The sequence below is a fragment of the Streptomyces sp. NPDC007971 genome (genome assembly GCF_042958635.1).
In the GTDB taxonomy this organism is placed as follows: domain Bacteria; phylum Actinomycetota; class Actinomycetes; order Streptomycetales; family Streptomycetaceae; genus Streptomyces.
Genome location: NZ_JBIBJK010000019.1, coordinates 97837 through 113672 on the forward strand (window position 1 = coordinate 97837; position 15836 = coordinate 113672).

Here is a 15836-nt window from a genome sequence, read left to right on the forward strand (position 1 = left end):
GCGCCGGAACACCCTTCTGCGCCAGGTTTTCCACTCTCCGATGCATAGTGGTCGGACCACTCCGCTGGTTAGACTGCGACGCACCCAGCGACGGGAGGAATGGCGTGGACGAGGAAGCACCACAGAAGGGCACGGTGACCCAGCGCGCCATCGAGCGGATCAAGGCGATGATCGCCGAGGGGGCTCTGGAGCCGGGACAGCGCCTGCCGACCGAACGGGATCTCGCCGTCCAGCTGGGCATCTCGCGCAGCTCGATGCGCGAGGCGATCCGGGCGCTGACGGTCCTGGGCGTCCTGGAGGCCCGGCACGGCTCGGGGATCTACGTCACCGCGCTGGAGGCCGGCGACCTGCTGGAGACCTTCGGCGTGGTCGCCGACCTGTCCCGGGGGCCACGGCTGGTGGAGTTGCTGGAGGTGCGCCGGATCCTGGAGTCGACCGCGACCGCGCTCGCCGCGGCCCGGATCACCGACGACCGACTCGCCGAGGTCGAGAAGCACTTGACGGCGATGAACGCCACCGACGATCCCGAGGAGATCCTCGCCCACGACCTGGCCTTCCACCGCGAGATCGCGGCGGCCGCGGGCAACGACACGATGGCCGCCATCCTGGAGGGCCTGTCCTCGCGCACCTTCCGGGCCCGGGTCTGGCGTGGCTACCAGGAGGAGGGCGCCTTCGCCCGCACCCGCCGCGAACACGCCGCCATCCACCGCGCCCTGGCCGCCCGCGACCCGGAAGCCGCCCGGGCGGCAGCGGCCGCGCACGTGGGCGAGGTGGAGGAGTGGCTGCGGGCCCAGCTCGGGAGTCAGGGCGGACACGTCGTGGACGACAGCTCGGCGAGCGGTCGTCCACAACGGCGGAACGGCACGGTCGGAACATGACGGCGAAGCGGCACGGCCGGAACGTGACGGCGGAACAGGACAGTCAGAACGTGACGATCACGAGGTTAAGGGCGGGCTTCCCTTTGCGGCAGGCAGGGGTCGGCTTTACCGCTGGAGGAGGCCCGCCGTAGCCGCCCGGGCGGCCTCAGGCCCGCCGCAGCCGGGCCGGACCGGGCAGGGCGCGCGCCGAGCCTCAGGCCCTCCGCAGCCGCAGCGTCATCAGCTGGAAGGGCCGCAGGCGTACGGTGATCCGCTCGCCGTCCACGGCCGGCGGCTCCGCGTCGCCGGCCGGACGCTCCAGCAGGTCCGTCACGGTGACGTCCGCGACCGCGAAGTGGGCCGTGAGCGTCGCCCGGGCCCGGCCCCCGTGCGCCTCGTGGAAGCGCACCACCACGTCACCGCTGCCGTCGTCGGCCAGCTTCACGGCGGTGACGACGACCGCCTCGTGGTCGGCCGTCACCAGCGGGGCGACCTCGGCGGCACCGGTCGTACGCCGCTCGGGCAGGTTGATCCGCCACCCCTCGCGGACCGCGTCGGCGATCTGGGCGCCGGGGACCAGCGCGTGCCGGAAGCGGTGCACGCCCTGGTCGGTCTCCGGGTCGGGGAAGCGCGGGGCGCGCAGCAGGGAGACCCGCACCGTGGTGGTCGTACCGCGGTCGCCGCCGGTGCGCACCGTGCGGGTCACGTCGTGGCCGTACGTCGAGTCGTTGACGACGGCGACGCCCCAGCCGGGTTCGGCCAGGTGCACGAAGCGGTGGTTGCAGGCCTCGAACTTGGCGGCCTCCCAGGAGGTGTTGGTGTGGGTGGGCCGGTGGAAGTGCCCGAACTGGGTCTCCGACGCGTACCGCTCGGCGTGCAGGTCGAGCGGGAAGGCCAGCTTCAGGAACTTCTCCGTCTCGTGCCAGTCGACCTCGGTGTCCAGCTCCAGGCGCCGCTCCCCCGGCGGCAGCGTCAGCACCTGGATGACCCGGGAGGAGCCGAAGGACCGCACGATCCGCACCGAGGCACCGTCCTGGCCCGCCGTCACCGCGTCGGCGTCCGTGAGGTCCTGGACGGTGTTGCGGTAGAACTCGTCCACGTCCCAGGCGTCCCACATGTTGGGGAAGTCGGGGTGGAGCTGGAGGAGGTTCGCGGCGGTGCCGGGGGCGATCGTCTCGCGGTCGGCCCCGATGTCACGGGCGGAGACCACCAGGCCCCGGGCGTCGATCTCGATCCGCAGCAGGCCGTTGTCCAGGACGTGTCCGCCGTCCGGGCGGGGTACGAGCGTCGTCGCGCCCTGCGCCTGGGGGGTCGCCGCCCCGGCGGCCGGGACACCGGCACGCGGGTGCGGGGCCGCGTTGAACACGAGGGGCATCTCGCCCCGGCCCGCGAGCGCCCGCTGTGCCGCCCCGACGATGCCGTCCAGCTCGGCGGCGATCCGCTCGTACGTCGCCCGCGCCTCCCGGTGCACCCAGGCGATGGAGGAGCCGGGCAGGATGTCATGGAACTGGTGCAGCAGGACCGTCTTCCAGATCCGGTCCAGCTCCTCGTACGGGTAGGGGAATCCGGCGCGAACGGCCGCGGTGGCCGCCCACAGCTCGGCCTCGCGCAGCAGGTGTTCGCTGCGGCGGTTGCCCTGCTTCGTCCGCGCCTGGCTGGTGAGCGTCGCGCGATGGAGTTCCAGGTACAACTCGCCCACCCAGACCGGCGGTTCGGGGTATTCGGCCTCGGCCTTCTCGAAGAACGCCCGGGGTGTCTGCCAGACCACGGCCGCCGAGCCCTCAAGGTTGCGAAGCCGGGCCGCCTTGGCGACCATCTCCCGGGTCGTGCCGCCGCCTCCGTCGCCCCATCCGGTCGGTGCGAGGGAGTGCCGGGCCCGGCCCTTGTCCTTGAAGTTGCGCGCCGCGTGGGCGATCTCGCTGCCCTTCATCGAGCAGTTGTAGGTGTCGACAGGCGGGAAGTGCGTGAAGATCCGGGTGCCGTCGATGCCCTCCCACTGGAAGGTGTGGTGCGGGAACGTGTTCGTCCGCGACCACGAGATCTTCTGTGTCAGCAGCCACTTGGACCCGGCCGCCTTGATGATCTGCGGCAGCCCGGCGGCGAAGCCGAAGGTGTCGGGCAGCCAGGCCTCCTCGTTCTCGATGCCGAACTCGTCGAGGAAGAACCGCTTGCCGTGCACGAACTGACGGGCCATCGCCTCCGAGCCGGGCATGTTGGTGTCCGACTCGACCCACATCCCGCCCGCCGGCACGAACCGCCCCTCGGCGACCGCCTTCTTCACCCGCGCCCAGACCTCGGGCCGGTGCTCCTTGACCCACGCCCACTGCTGGGCCTGCGACATGGCGAAGACGAACTCCGGTTCGTCCTCGATCAGGGCGGTCATGTTGGACGTCGTACGGGCCACCTTGCGCACGGTCTCGCGCAGCGGCCACAGCCAGGCGGAGTCGATGTGTGCGTGCCCCACGGCGCTGATCCGGTGCGCGGACGGCACGGCCGGGGCGGACAGGACCCCGGTGAGCCGTTCCCGGGCCGCGGCCGCCGTGCCGCCCACGTCCTGCAGGTCGACGGCGTCCAGGGCCCGGTCGACGGCGCGCAGGACGTCCCAGCGGCGCGCGGAGTCCGCCGGCAGCTCGGCCATCAGCTCGCCGAGCACCTCCAGATCCAGCACCAGCTGCCACACGGTCTCGTCGAGGACGGCGAGATCCATCCGGGTGAGCGTGTACTGCGGCTCGTGCCCGGCGGTGTCCTTGTCCCCGAGATGCGTGGGCCTGAAGGGGTGGTAGTCGAGGATGACCGGGTTGGAGGCGGCCTCGATGTGCAGGCGCACCTCCTCGCCGCCCGCGACGGGCGCGCCGATGCGCACCCACTGGTTGCGCGGGTTGAGGCCCTTCACCGGGGTGCCGTCGGGCCGGTAGACCAGGCCCTCGCACTGGAAGCCGGGCATGTTCTCGTCGAAGCCCAGGTCGAGCAGGGCCTCCACGGTCCGGCCGGCCCAGGCCTCGGGCACGGTCCCGGTCACCCGGAACCAGCTGGTCCCCCAGGGAGCACCCCACCGGGAGCCCACCTCGATCGGCGCGGGCTCGGCCGCCAGTCCCTCGGCGACCGGCACCGGCTCGCCCGGCGCGTGCCACACCGCTACCTGCAGCGGCACGGACTCGGGATACACGGCGGGGCGGATGCGTTCGTCGAGGACGCGCCGGAGGCGGGCTTCGACCAGATTGCGGTCGTCATGCATGTGGGGTGCTCCCTGCTGGGTTCCGGATGATTACCAGGGGTGGGTGACGGTCACGGGAGTCGAGGCGTTGTACAGCTCCCCCACCGAGCGCAGTTCGAATCGTGCGGCCGTCTCCCCCGGCGCGGGCTGCAGGCCGGAGACGAAGTAGGCGCACTGGCAGGTGCCGCCGAGGAAGCGGCGGGTGCCGTCGGGCAGGAGGCGGTGCAGCTCGTAGTGGCGCACGGGGCCGTGAGCCGTACCCCAGGCGAAGCGGAGGTCGCCGCCCGAGGCGGCGGTGATCCGCAGATCCGCGGGGGCCGCCGGGGCCGCGACGGTGTCGCGGACGGCGAGGCCGCCCAGCCGCCAGCGCACGAGGCCGCCGTCCGGTGCGGTGAGGCGGACGCCGAGGGCGTGGACCGTGCCCGACAGCCCGGTGAGCCGTACGGTCGAGGTCCGCCAGGTGGAGTCCGGCTCCACCGGCAGATAGGTGTACGGCGGTGTCGCGCCGGCGCTGCCCGGCTCGGCGGTGGCCACGGCAAGCTCGACGTTCACGCGCCCGGCGTCGGTGCGGTGGGTCAGCTCGACCACCGTCCCGGCGCCGATCGGCAGCCGGGTCGCGTACAGGTCCAGCACCGTGGGCCGATCCGGTTCACCGGCGACCAGCACGCTGCTGCCGCCCCGCCACGCGTCCGCGAAGTCGAAGGAGACGGCCGGCCGCTGCCCCGTGGTCCGCACGATCCACTGCCGCGAGGGCAGCCGGTCCTGGAGTCCGAGATGGTTCCAGGCCGTGTCCGAGGTGACGGCCCCGTCCTCGTACCAGCGCAGTCCGTGACCGGTGTTGAACACGCTCGCGAAGGGCATCGAGGACACCGTCGACCGGTCCGCCACCGACACCGCCGGGGCCCGCCACGGATCGCTCGGGTCGGGCCGTGCGGGATCGAGCGAGCGGCCGGTCCAGAACCGGTCGTCGGCCGCGTGGAAGTCCCCCGGCACACGCTGTCCGTCCGGCAGGTGGTTGCGGGTCCACTCGGGCCGGTAGAAGCCGATCGAGGTGATGTGGGCTTTGTTCGCCGGCACGATCGCGTCCCAGTTCACCGACGTGCCGGAGCCGCCCGACTCGACGTCGACGCCCGCCCACAACTCGTAGCGGGTGCGGCCCAGTTGCCCGGCCCTGGTGCCGGAGGAGGCCAGGGTCGACGCGCTCCAGCGGAAATCGACGAACATGTCGTCGGAGGCCTGGAAGAAGGCCTGGTTCTGGCTGTTCAGCGCGCCCTGCCAGCTGACGGTCCCGTTCACGGTCATCGCGTCGTACCAGGTCACCCGCTGTCCCTCGGACGCCGCGAGCGCCTTCAGCTCCGTCACGAAGGCGAGCATGGCGGCGCCGAGCGCGGTGTTCCCGCCGCCCGTCTCGGCGTTGACGAACCAGCCGTCGAAGCCGTAGGCCGCCGCGACCGCGACGAGTTGCGCGGCGAGGGGGTAGCGCCCGGAGGAGTCCTTCTGGACGAGGTCGCGGGTCCACCGGAGCTGCCCGCCGTAGGCGGTGGGCGGCAGGAAGATGTTGCCGAGGACGGGCACCCCGTGCCGGTGCGCCGCGTCCACGACGGGGGCGTTCGGCGCCAGGATCAGTCCCTCGCCGGACGAGCCGCCCCAGAACACCAGCTCGTCCAGGTAGGACCAGTGGGTGGGGGCGTAGTAGTCGGCGGTGGCCGACCCCTGGGAGGGGTTGCCGGAGGTCGGCCCGAAGGAGACCAGGGACTGGATGCGGGCCTGGCCCGTGCGGGCGGTGGTGTTGGCCGGGCTCGGGGTGAAGCGGGCGGCGAGCGGCACGGACGCGGCGTTGAAGGCCAGGTCGGGGTCGCCGTCCGCACTCCAGCTCTTCAGACTGCGCCAGGTGATGCCGGCGCCGGGGCTGCCGGACGGGAGGGAGTCCGGGTACCAGTACGAGGCGTACGGCGCGGTGGCGGCCGCCTTCGGACGGGCGGCGGATTTCGGACGGGCGGCGGCCAGGGCCGGGGCGGCCGGGAGCAGGGCCGCGGCGGCGCCGGCGATGAGGACGGTGCGTCGGGTGGGCTTCACGAGCAAGTGCCTCCTTGGGGGGTGGGGAGTACCTGGTCGGGAGTGACGGCTTCGGTGATGCCGCGCGCGGCGAGGTGGTCCTTGTCGTCCGCGCGGGAGTCCAGGACGGTCGTGGGGCGGGCGCCGTCGGCGACGAGCCGGAAGAAGGCGTCGAAGACGGGCCCGCCGGGGGCGCAGCGGGAGCGCTGGGCCGGGTCGGCGGGCACGACGAGGGCCGTGGCGCGCACGGCGGGCGGATCGTGGTCCCGACGGGCCGCGTCGGCCAGTACCTGCGCGAGGTCCTTGGGCCGCCGGTCGCTGGTCAGCAGGCCGAGCCCGTATTCGAGTGGGGGGAAGTCGGCGAGGTCGCGGGAGACGTCGTAGGAGCACCACCAGGTGACGCCCCACAGGTCGGGGCAGTCCAGGACGTTCGCCACGGTCGCCTCGGCGAAGGCGGCCGCGTGCTCGGCCTCTACGAGGGGGGCGGGTGCGCCGACCTCCTGGAGCCACACGGGCCGGTGCGCGTCCTCGGCCCAGGCCTTGCTCAGCTCGACGAGGTAGGAGGCGTGGTGCTCGGTGGGCACGGAGGTGCGGCCGTGGCGCTGGGCGGTGCCGTTGAACACCCAGGAGTGCACGGCGGTCATGGCGCCGAGGCGGGCCGAGTGGCCGGGGGTGAAGGGCTGGTCGTCCTGGTACCAGGCGGCGTCGTACGAGGCGTGCAGGTGCAGCCGGTCCGGGGCGCCCTCGGCGCAGGCCGCGAGCAGCCGGGTGAGCCAGCGTTCGGCGTCGTCGGCCGTGATCCGGTCGGGGTCGGGATGGGGACCGGCGGCGAACTGGTTGACCTCGTTACCGATGGTCATGCCGATGAAGTTGGGCCGGTCGGCGAGGGCGGCGGCGAGCGCGCGCAGGTAGGCGGCCTGGCCGTCGACCACGTCCGGGTCGGTGAAGAGGTTGCGCCGGTGCCAGGTGCGCGTCCAGGCGGGCAGGAAGTCGAAGCTGCTCAGGTGGCCCTGCAGGCCGTCGACGTTGACGTCCAGGCCGCGTTCGGCGGCCGCGTCGGCGAGGGCCACGAGCTGCTCGACGGCGCGCGGGCGGATCAGGGTGCGGTTGGGCTGGAAGTAGGGCCACAGCGGGAAGACCCGGATGTGGTCCAGGCCGAGGGCGGCGATCGCGTCGAGGTCGGCGCGTACGGAGTCGAGGTCGAAGTCGAGCCAGTGATGGAACCACCCTTCGCTGGGTGTGTAGTTGACGCCGAAGCGCACGGCAGGAGGCATGCGGTTGTGTCCTTGCGGGGGTCGGGGACTCGGCCGGGGTACGGGGCTCAGCCCTTGACGGCGCCCTCGCCGACCCCGCGGAAGAAGTACCGCTGCAGGCAGGCGAAGAGGGCGATGAGCGGTGCCACGGCGATGACGGTGCCGGCGGCCACCAGGCGTTCGTCGTTGGCGAAGGTGCCGTGCAGATAGTTGAGGCCGATGGTGAGCGTGAACCGGGACGGGTCGCTGAGCACGATGAGCGGCCACAGGAAGTCGTCCCAGGCGCCCATGAAGGCGAAGATCGCGACGACGGCGAGGGTGCCCTTGACCGCCGGCAGCGAGATGAGCCGGAACCGCTGCCAGACGTTGGCGCCGTCGATGTAGGCGGCCTCCTCGATCTCGTAGGGCAGGTTGCGGAAGGCGTTGCGCATCAGCAGCACGTTCATCGCGCCCACCGAGCCGGGCAGCAGGACCCCGATGAGCGTGTTGTTCAGGCCCAGTTCCCGCATGGTCGTGAACTGGGCGATGACGATGCCCTCCACGGGCACGAGCATCGCCAGCACGAAGAGCAGCGTGGTCACGCCCCGGCCGCGGTAGCGCAGCCGGGCCAGGGCGTACCCGGCCAGCGCCGACCCGACGCAGTTGGTCACCACACTGGCGCCGGCGACCTTCAGCGAGTTCAGTGCGTAGTCCCACACGGGGATGGTGTCCGTGACCCGCTCGTAGTTGTGCAGGGTGGGATGGCTCGGCAGGAACGTCGGCGGCGAGCTGAAGATGTCCTCGGTGGGCCCCTTGAGGGAGGTGGACAGCTGCCAGAGGAAGGGGCCGACGGTGAGGGCGAGGACCACGAGCAGCAGCAGGTAGCGCAGGACCAGCTCCCACGCCCGGATCCGGCGGCCGTACTCGTCGGTGACGCGCGGCTCACGGACGGTGGATTCCTGCCGCGGCCGCACCTCGGTCTCGTTCTTCTTCTCGTGCTCGTTCTTCTTCTCGTTCTCCCTCTCCTTCTGCCTCTGCTTCTCCTGGACGCTCATGACTCCTCCCTGCGGTCGGCGCGCAGGACGAGCAGCATCAGGGCGACGGTGACGGCGAAGACGACGACGGAGAGGGCGGAGGCGTAGCCGACGCGGCCGGTCAGGCCGGTGCCGGTGCGCTGGACGAGCATGACGAGGGTGGTGTCCTCGCCGGCCGGGCCGCCGCTCGGGCCCGCCATCAGGTACACCTCGGAGAACACCTTGAACGCGGCGACCGAGGAGAGCGCGGCGACCAGCACCATGGTGGAGCGCACGGCGGGCACGGTGACCGTGAGGAAGCGGCGCACCGGGCCCGCACCGTCCACGGCGGCGGCCTCGTGCAGCTCGCGCGGTACGTTCGCCAGCGCGGCCAGGTAAATGATCATGTAGTAGCCGAGGCCCTTCCACACCGTCACGGCCATGGCGCTCAGCAGGAGCAGCCACTGGTCGCTGAGGAATCCGACGCGCCCGATCCCCACGGTCTCCAGCAGCGAGTTGACCAGGCCGCGTTCGTCCAGCAGCCACACCCAGATCAGCCCGACGACCACTACGGAGGCGACGACGGGGGTGTAGAAGGCGGACCGGAAGAAGGCGATGCCGGGGATGTTCTTCTGCACCAGCAGGGCGAGCAGCAGCGGCAGGACCACAAGGGCCGGCACGACCCCGACGATGTACAGGGTGCTGTTGCGCAGGCCGGTCCAGAACATGTCGTCGTGGAGCAGCTCGCGGAAGTTGGCGAGTCCGACGAAGCGGCCCGGGATCAGGGTGCGGCGGTCGGTGAAGGAGTTCACCACCGTCGTGACGAACGGGTAGAGCACGAAGACGCCGGTGATCAGCAGCCCGGGGGCGGCGAACAGCCAGGGGCTGAGGGGAAGTTGCCGCCGTATTATCCGGGGCGGGCCGGGCCGCCGTGTCCGGTGCGGGGCGTGCCGCCGTGTCGGGGGCGGGGCGGTGGGGGTGGCCATGGCGCCGGTCAGCCCTGCTGCTTCAGGAGCTGGTCACAGGCCTTGACAGCGTTGTCGAGCGCCGCTTTGGGGCTCTCCTTGCCCTGCAGGGCCTTGGCGACCTCGTTGCGCAGCGCTGTCTTCATCTGCTCGCTGAACAGTACCGGGGTGTAATTGACGGCGTTTTTGAGGGACTTGGCGGCGGCGATGCGCACGCGCGTCTCGTCGGTGCCGTCCTCCTTGGTGAAGTACGGGTCGTCGAGGGAACCCGCGGTGCTCGGGAAGATGGCGACCTTCTTGGCGAAGGACATCTGGTTCTGCGCGTCGGTGACGAAGTGGGCGAAGGCGACGGCGGCCGGGGTGTGCTTGGTGCGGGAGTTGACCATCACGCCCATCACGTACATGTTGACGTGCCCGGTGCTGGTGATCTGGTCGGTGATCCCGATGTTCCTGTACAGGCCCGGCGCCTGCTTCTTGAAGTTGCCGAGGTCGAGGGCGCTGCCCGGGTTCATGGCGACGGCCCCGGTGAGGAACTTCTTCCCGGTGGACTCGGGGGTGGCGGTGAGCGCCTGCGGGTCGAGCGCCTTGGCGTCGTACAGCTCCTTGTAATGGGTGAGGAGAGAGATCCCCTTGGTGTCGTCGAAGGCGAATCCGGTCCCTTCCTTGTTCATCAACCGGGCGCCGTACCGGCCGAAGTCCTCGATGGTGGGCACGTTGGCGAGGGTGGCGACCTTGCCGTCGCTCTTGTCCGCCATCTGCAGGGCGTCGGCGAAGAGTTCGTCGTACGTCTTCGGGGGTGCGCTCGGGTCGAGTCCGGCCTTTTCGAACAGGGACTTGTTGTAGAAGAGCGGCCCGGTGTTCAGGTACCAGGGGAAGGCGTAGGTGCCGCTCATTCCCGGCACCTGGTGGCTGGCCCAGGCGCCGTCGAGGTACTCGGACCTGTACTTGTCCGCCGCCTTGTCGAGGTCGAGGGCGAGGCCCGCATCGGCGAGCGGGGCGACCAGGTCCGGGGAGACGTTGACGACGTCGGGCAGCGTGCCGCCGGCGGCGTCGGCGCTGATCTTGTCGGCGTAGCCCTCGGCGGGCTGGTCGATCCACTTCACCCGGGTACCGGGGTACTTCTTCTCGAAGTCCGTGATCAGGCCCTCGAAGTACGGCTTGAAGTTGGCGCGCAGGTTCCAGGTCTGGAAGGTGATGTCGCCCTCGACCTTGCCCGAGGCGTCGGTCGAGCCGCCGTCGCCACCGCCCGAGCCACAGGCGCTCAGTGGCAGGACCAGGGCGAGTGCAGCGGCGGCGAAGTTTCTGCGGGAGATACGCACGGCGGCTGGGCTCCTTTGCAGTGGGATGTGGCCGAAGGTGCCGGGCCAGACTGTGCACACCCTTTCCGGGACGCGTCAATGGATTCGACCCAGCTAAAGTCATTAGTGGCTCAAAATCCCAGTTCACAGCGGTGGGTCGGGTCTATTGCCGCCGATCGCTAATGCGCTTTAGGGTAAGTCCGCTCAAGCGCATTAGCAGTTGGCCGGTACCGGGCCGTACGGAGGGGAGCGTCACGTTGCCGGAGAAGCGATCACCCGCCCGGCGGCCGACGATGAAGGACATCGCGCGCCGCGCGGGGGTCTCCGAGAGCGCGGTCTCCTTTGCGCTCAACGGACGACCCGGCGTCTCGGAGACCACCCGTGCCCGGGTCCGCGGGGTCGCCGAGCAGCTCGGCTGGCATCCCAGCACGGCGGCTCGCGCGCTGTCCGGTGAGGGCGTGGCCACGGTCGGCTTCGTCCTCGCCCGTCCCGCCGACACGCTGGGGGTCGACTCCTTCTTCCTGCAACTCGTCTCCGGCATCCAGGAGGTGCTCGCCGAGCGCCATCTGGGGCTGCTCTTCCAGGTGGCCCAGGACGTGGCCGACGAGTGCGCTGTCTACCGGCGCTGGTGGGCGGAGCACCGGGTGGACGGCGTCCTGGTGGTGGATCCGCGCGCCGAGGACCCGCGCCCCGACCTGCTGGACGGACTCGGCCTGCCCGCCGTCGTCATCGGCGGCGCACCCGACGTACGGCACCCCGGCCTGTCCACGGTCTGGGCGGACGACGCCGGCGCGATGGCCTCCGTGGTCGACGAGTTGACGGCGCTCGGCCACCGGCGGATCGTGCACATCGCCGGCCTTCCCGGCCTCGCGCACACCCAGCGCCGTGTCGCCACCCTGCGTGCGGAGGCCGAGCGCCGCGGCCTGGCCGAGGTCCGGTCGGTGACGACCGACTACTCCGACACGGAGGGCGCCGCCGTGACCCGCCGGATGCTCGGCGGCTCGCCTCCCCCGACCGCGCTGATCTACGACAACGACGTGATGGCCGTCGCCGGTCTCGCCGCCGCGGCCGAACTCGGTTTCCGTGTCCCGCAGGACGTCTCGCTGGTCTCCTGGGAGGACTCGGCGCTGTGCCGCATGGTCACCCCACGGCTGTCGGCGCTCTCCCGCGACAGTGCCGAGTTCGGCCGGACGGCGGCACGGGAGCTGCTGGCGCTGCTGGACGGCCACGCGGCACGGGCGGTGGGGGTACCGGTGCCCCGGCTGACGGGGCGGGGCAGTACGGGGACGGCGCGGCGGGCATGAGAAAGGCGGTCCCTCACCACGGGAAGGACGGTGCTTCACCGTTCAACCGCGCTGTTTCGCACCGTATTTCACGATTCAGCACTTGCGAAATGCCCCGCCCGGAAAGATGCTGGATTCATCGGGTCGGGCATCTCACCGAGAGCCGTAACACCGTGGTGGCGATCAGCTGCGTGCCGCCGACCTCCTTCTCCGCCCGACCGCCGGCCGACGTCTGGGTACGTGCGCGCCCTCGCGGTGGGAGACACACACCCGAAGGAGGGCTGCCATGAACGCGTTGGCCGAGAACGGGGCCATGCCCCGCTACTGCACCCAACCACCGCAGACCCAGCCCGTGTTGCGCCCGGACCTCAACCCGAGCCGGTCGAGGGCCATACTGCTGGTCCGCGCCAAGTGGATCAACGGCACGGTCCTTCACTTCGCCTTCCTGGACCAGGGCGGTGACATCGGCGGCTCCGAGCAGCTGGACGAGGTCCGGCACGCCTTCCAGGCCTGGAAGGCCCTCGGGATCGGGCTGCAGTTCCAGGAGGTGGCCGACCCCGGCGACTCGGAGATCCGCATCGTCTTCGAGGCGAACGAGGGCTCCGCTTCGTACGTCGGCCGGGACAACCTGGGCATCAGCACCACCCAGCCGACCATGACGTTCGGCTGGGACCTGACCACCCCGTACGGCAAAGCCACCGCGCTGCACGAGACCGGGCACGCGATCGGCTTCGCCCACGAGCACCAGAACCCGTTCGCCGGCATCGTCTGGAACGAGGAGAGGGTCTACGCGGACCTCGGCGCACCGCCCAACAACTGGCCCCACGAGGTCACGTTCAACAACATCCTGCGCAAGCTGTCGCAGAACGAGGTGACGGGGTCCACCTGGGACCCCGACTCGATCATGGAGTACAGCTTCGGGCCCGGGCTCATCGTGCGTCCGGAGCAGTACCGCAGCGGCATCCCCGCGTCGCTGAGCCTGTCCGCCACGGACAAGGAGCGCGTCCTGCAGTGGTACCCGCCGCTGCACGCCCAGCCGCCCAGACTCCAGGCGTTCCAGTCGACACCGCTGCAGCTCGCGACCGGGCAACAGGCCGACTTCGAGATCGTTCCGACGGAGACGCGCAGCTACCAGATCGGCACGTTCGGCAACAGCGATGTCGTGCTGGCCCTGTTCGAGGACACCGACGGCGGCCTGCAGTACGTCGCCGCCGACGACGACAGCGGACAGGACCGCAACGGACGCCTGGAGGCCAAACTCGTCAAGGACCACCGTTACGTGGCCCGGGCCCGCCTGTACTCCGCCTGGGGCAGCGGCTCGATCGCGGTCATGTACTGGTGAAGCATCGCGATCATGCAGGCATCGCGGTCATGTACGGGTGAAGGGGTGGCCGCCCCGGCATCCGGGGCCGCCACCGGGTGAGTGGCAGGACCGCCGCTCAGCGGTGCCACTCCACCTTGAAGACCCACACGTACCGGCCGGCCTTCCGGGCCGCCTCGGGTACGTCGATCACGAGCGCGCCCTTGCTCACCGTCCAGGTCAGGGGCCGGTCGTGGCCGAGCAGGGTGACCCGGTCGCCGGCACGCACGGGGACCGGGGCCTCGACGGTGAGCCTCGGGCCGGGTTCGGCCAGGGAGTGGATGTAGAACGCCTCGCCGGGGCGCACCGTGAAGCGCAGGTCGGCCCCGAGCTGGGCCATGCGCGACCAGTACGCGGTGTCGTACACCGCCTCCCCGTTGACCTTCAGCCAGGCGCCCGTCTCACGCAGCCGGGTCTGCATGATGTCGGGGATCGTGCCGTCGGCGCGCGGTCCGATGTCCAGGAGGAGGTTGCCGTTCTTCGAGACGATGTCGACCAGGCTGTGGACCACCTCCTCGGCGGTCATGTACGCGGCATCCGGGGTCGCCCGGTTGTAGCCGTAGCTGAACGGGTCCAGGCCCCGGCTCGATTCCCACTTGGCGACGACCGTGTTCTCGTACGTCGTGTACTCGGGGGTCGTGAAGTCGTGGACGTCGATGCCCGAGCGGTTGTTGACGGTGACGTCGATCGGGCGGGCGCGGTTCTTGGCGTGGTTGAAGTACTCGGCGAGCACGTGGAGGCTGTCGTTCGCGCCGCCGATGTCGCACCAGATGATCTCGGGGTCGTAGCCGTGGATCAGTTCGAGCATCTGCGGTGCCTGGTAGTCGCGGACGTAGTCCTTGCCGGAGGTGTAACCGGTGTACGGGACCGGCTGTCGGGTGTAGGGGTTGCGCGGTGCGTGGCCCATCCACGGGTTGTCCGGGTTGAACCACTCCGGCATGGAGAAGTAGAGGCCGCGACGGAGTTCGGGGGTGTAGCGGCGGGACGCCTCGAAGAGCTCCTTGACGAGGTCCCGCCCGGGCCCCGCCTTCACGGCGTTGCGGTCCGAGACCTTGGTGTCCCACAGGGCGAAGCCCTCGTGGTGCTTGGAGGTCAGGACGTGGTACTGGGCGCCCGCGTCGCGGAACAGCTCCACCCAGGCCCGCGGGTCGAACTTGTCCGCGGTGAAACGGGGGATGAAGTCGTCGTAGGCGAAGTCCGCGCCGTAGGTGTCCCGGTGGTAGGCGTACACGGCGTTGGCCGGGTCCTGCATGTGGTTCCAGTACCACTCCGCGTACTGCTTGCCGACCGGTGACCAGGCGGGCACCGAGTAGACGCCCCAGTGGATGAAGATGCCGAACTTGGCCCCCTGGAACCAGTACGGCGCCTGGTGTGCCGCGAGAGAGGCCCCGGTGGGTGCGTAGTCGGCGGTGCCGAGGGTCAGCGGGGCCCTGCCCGCCGCCGCCCGGGCGCCGCGCCCGGTGACGATGACCGTGCCGTCGCGGCGGGTGCCCGGCGGCGTCCCCGGGCGGTTGCGGATGCCGATGCGGACGCGGGCCTGTTCGCCGGGGTCGAGACGGCGGATGGGGGCGGGCTGGACCGTACGGGCGCCCGGGACGTCGACCGTCACCGACACACCGTCCGCGGCCAGGACGGCGACCGTGCCCGCGTTGACGACGGTAACCTCCACGCTCTGCGCGCCGGAGGGGTCGAGCAGGGAGGGGGTGGAGTGCGGGCCGCGCAGGGTCAACGCCCTTCCGTCGGCGGCCGGTTGCAGGGTGAGGGCGAACAGGTGCAGGGACGCCTTGTCCGGCTGGGCGGGGCTGGTCACGGGCAGGGTGAGGGCGACGGCCTCGCGGGCGGGGTCGAGCCAGACCTCCGAGACTCCGATGCCCACGGCGTGGTCGTCCCTGCCGCCGTCCGGCCGGTAGCGGTACGGGGCCGACAGGGGGCCGCCGGTCGCGTACCAGTCGGCGCCGCCGAGGCTCGCGGTGCTGGTCGTGCCGTCGGCGTAGTGGACGGTGGCCGTGCCGGAGGCGTTGCCGTAGCTGGCGGCGGTGAGGAAGAAGGCCGACAGATAGCGGCCCTTCGGCAGGCCGAGGCGCTGGCCGAGGGCGACGGCGTTGTTGTGGGCCCCGGCGGCAGCGGCGGGGAAGAGGAAGGGCACGCCGTCGACCTCGATGCGGCCGGCGGGCAGCTCCTCGCCGGGGAAGGTGTAGCCGGAGCCGTCGAAGTCGCCGCCGCGTGCGGAGGCGGTGTCGATGCCGTCGTTGTCGAAGAGGTCGTCCAGCGCGATGGGCACGGGGTCGGGGACGGCGGCCCACGGTCCCCGGCGTTCGCCGGCCCGTGCGGGTGCGGCCGTGGTGAGGGGGAGGGCGGCCGCGGCGGTCACGCCGACTGCCGTGCCCAGGATTCGACGTCTGGGATACGTGCTCATGAGCGGCTCCCATGCATCTGATTCATCGGAGGTCTGATGATGGTGTCGGGATCACGGGACTGTCAACGGGGCTACCTGAGCGGGGAGTTGAGCCATAGATCGGATGACAGATCCCATGTCTGTCATCGGCCTCTCGACGTGCC

At 71.1% G+C, this 15836-nt stretch carries 10 protein-coding genes; 3 read left to right on the top strand and 7 right to left on the bottom strand.

Annotated elements, in window-relative coordinates:
- Positions 1–104 precede the first annotated feature (104 nt).
- Positions 105–878: an FCD domain-containing protein gene (locus ACFZCP_RS33535; protein ID WP_391434847.1), complete on the top strand. Its 774-nt coding sequence runs from the start codon at positions 105–107 to the stop codon at positions 876–878.
- Between the two features lie 193 nt (positions 879–1071).
- Here ACFZCP_RS33535 and ACFZCP_RS33540 read toward each other — a convergent pair whose 3' ends face one another.
- Genes ACFZCP_RS33540 through ACFZCP_RS33565 form a run of 6 tightly spaced genes read right to left on the bottom strand, consistent with a single transcriptional unit; the run spans position 1072 to position 10655 of the window.
- The gene (locus tag ACFZCP_RS33540) at positions 1072–4092 is read right to left on the bottom strand and encodes a glycoside hydrolase family 38 C-terminal domain-containing protein (protein ID WP_391434850.1); all 3021 of its coding nucleotides are present in this window, start codon (positions 4090–4092) and stop codon (positions 1072–1074) included.
- 30 nt (positions 4093–4122) lie between these two features.
- Positions 4123–6147, bottom strand: a complete 2025-nt coding sequence (locus ACFZCP_RS33545; protein ID WP_391434854.1) for an endo-beta-N-acetylglucosaminidase — start codon at positions 6145–6147, stop codon at positions 4123–4125.
- Positions 6144–7400, bottom strand: a complete 1257-nt coding sequence (locus tag ACFZCP_RS33550; RefSeq protein WP_391434857.1) for a glycosyl hydrolase — start codon at positions 7398–7400, stop codon at positions 6144–6146. Before ACFZCP_RS33550 ends, ACFZCP_RS33545 begins: the two co-directional genes overlap by 4 nt.
- Positions 7401–7447: 47 nt before the next feature.
- Positions 7448–8413, bottom strand: a complete 966-nt coding sequence (locus ACFZCP_RS33555; protein WP_391434860.1) for an ABC transporter permease subunit — start codon at positions 8411–8413, stop codon at positions 7448–7450.
- Positions 8410–9357 (bottom strand): ABC transporter permease subunit, encoded by a 948-nt coding sequence (locus ACFZCP_RS33560; protein WP_391434864.1) that lies wholly within the window; start codon positions 9355–9357, stop codon positions 8410–8412. Before ACFZCP_RS33560 ends, ACFZCP_RS33555 begins: the two co-directional genes overlap by 4 nt.
- Positions 9358–9365: 8 nt before the next feature.
- Complete coding sequence (locus ACFZCP_RS33565) at positions 9366–10655, bottom strand: extracellular solute-binding protein (protein WP_391434867.1); 1290 nt, start codon at positions 10653–10655, stop codon at positions 9366–9368.
- Positions 10656–10891: 236 nt separating this feature from the next.
- Between ACFZCP_RS33565 and ACFZCP_RS33570 the strand changes: the two genes are divergently transcribed.
- Together ACFZCP_RS33570 and ACFZCP_RS33575 are read left to right on the top strand one after the other, a co-directional pair.
- Positions 10892–11938 (top strand): LacI family DNA-binding transcriptional regulator, encoded by a 1047-nt coding sequence (locus tag ACFZCP_RS33570; RefSeq protein WP_362696963.1) that lies wholly within the window; start codon positions 10892–10894, stop codon positions 11936–11938.
- Between the two features lie 265 nt (positions 11939–12203).
- Entirely contained in the window at positions 12204–13259 is a 1056-nt protein-coding gene (locus tag ACFZCP_RS33575) for a M12 family metallopeptidase (protein WP_391434872.1), read from the top strand.
- 97 nt (positions 13260–13356) lie between these two features.
- Here ACFZCP_RS33575 and ACFZCP_RS33580 read toward each other — a convergent pair whose 3' ends face one another.
- Positions 13357–15693 (bottom strand): alpha-L-fucosidase, encoded by a 2337-nt coding sequence (locus tag ACFZCP_RS33580; RefSeq protein WP_391434876.1) that lies wholly within the window; start codon positions 15691–15693, stop codon positions 13357–13359.
- Positions 15694–15836 lie beyond the last annotated feature (143 nt).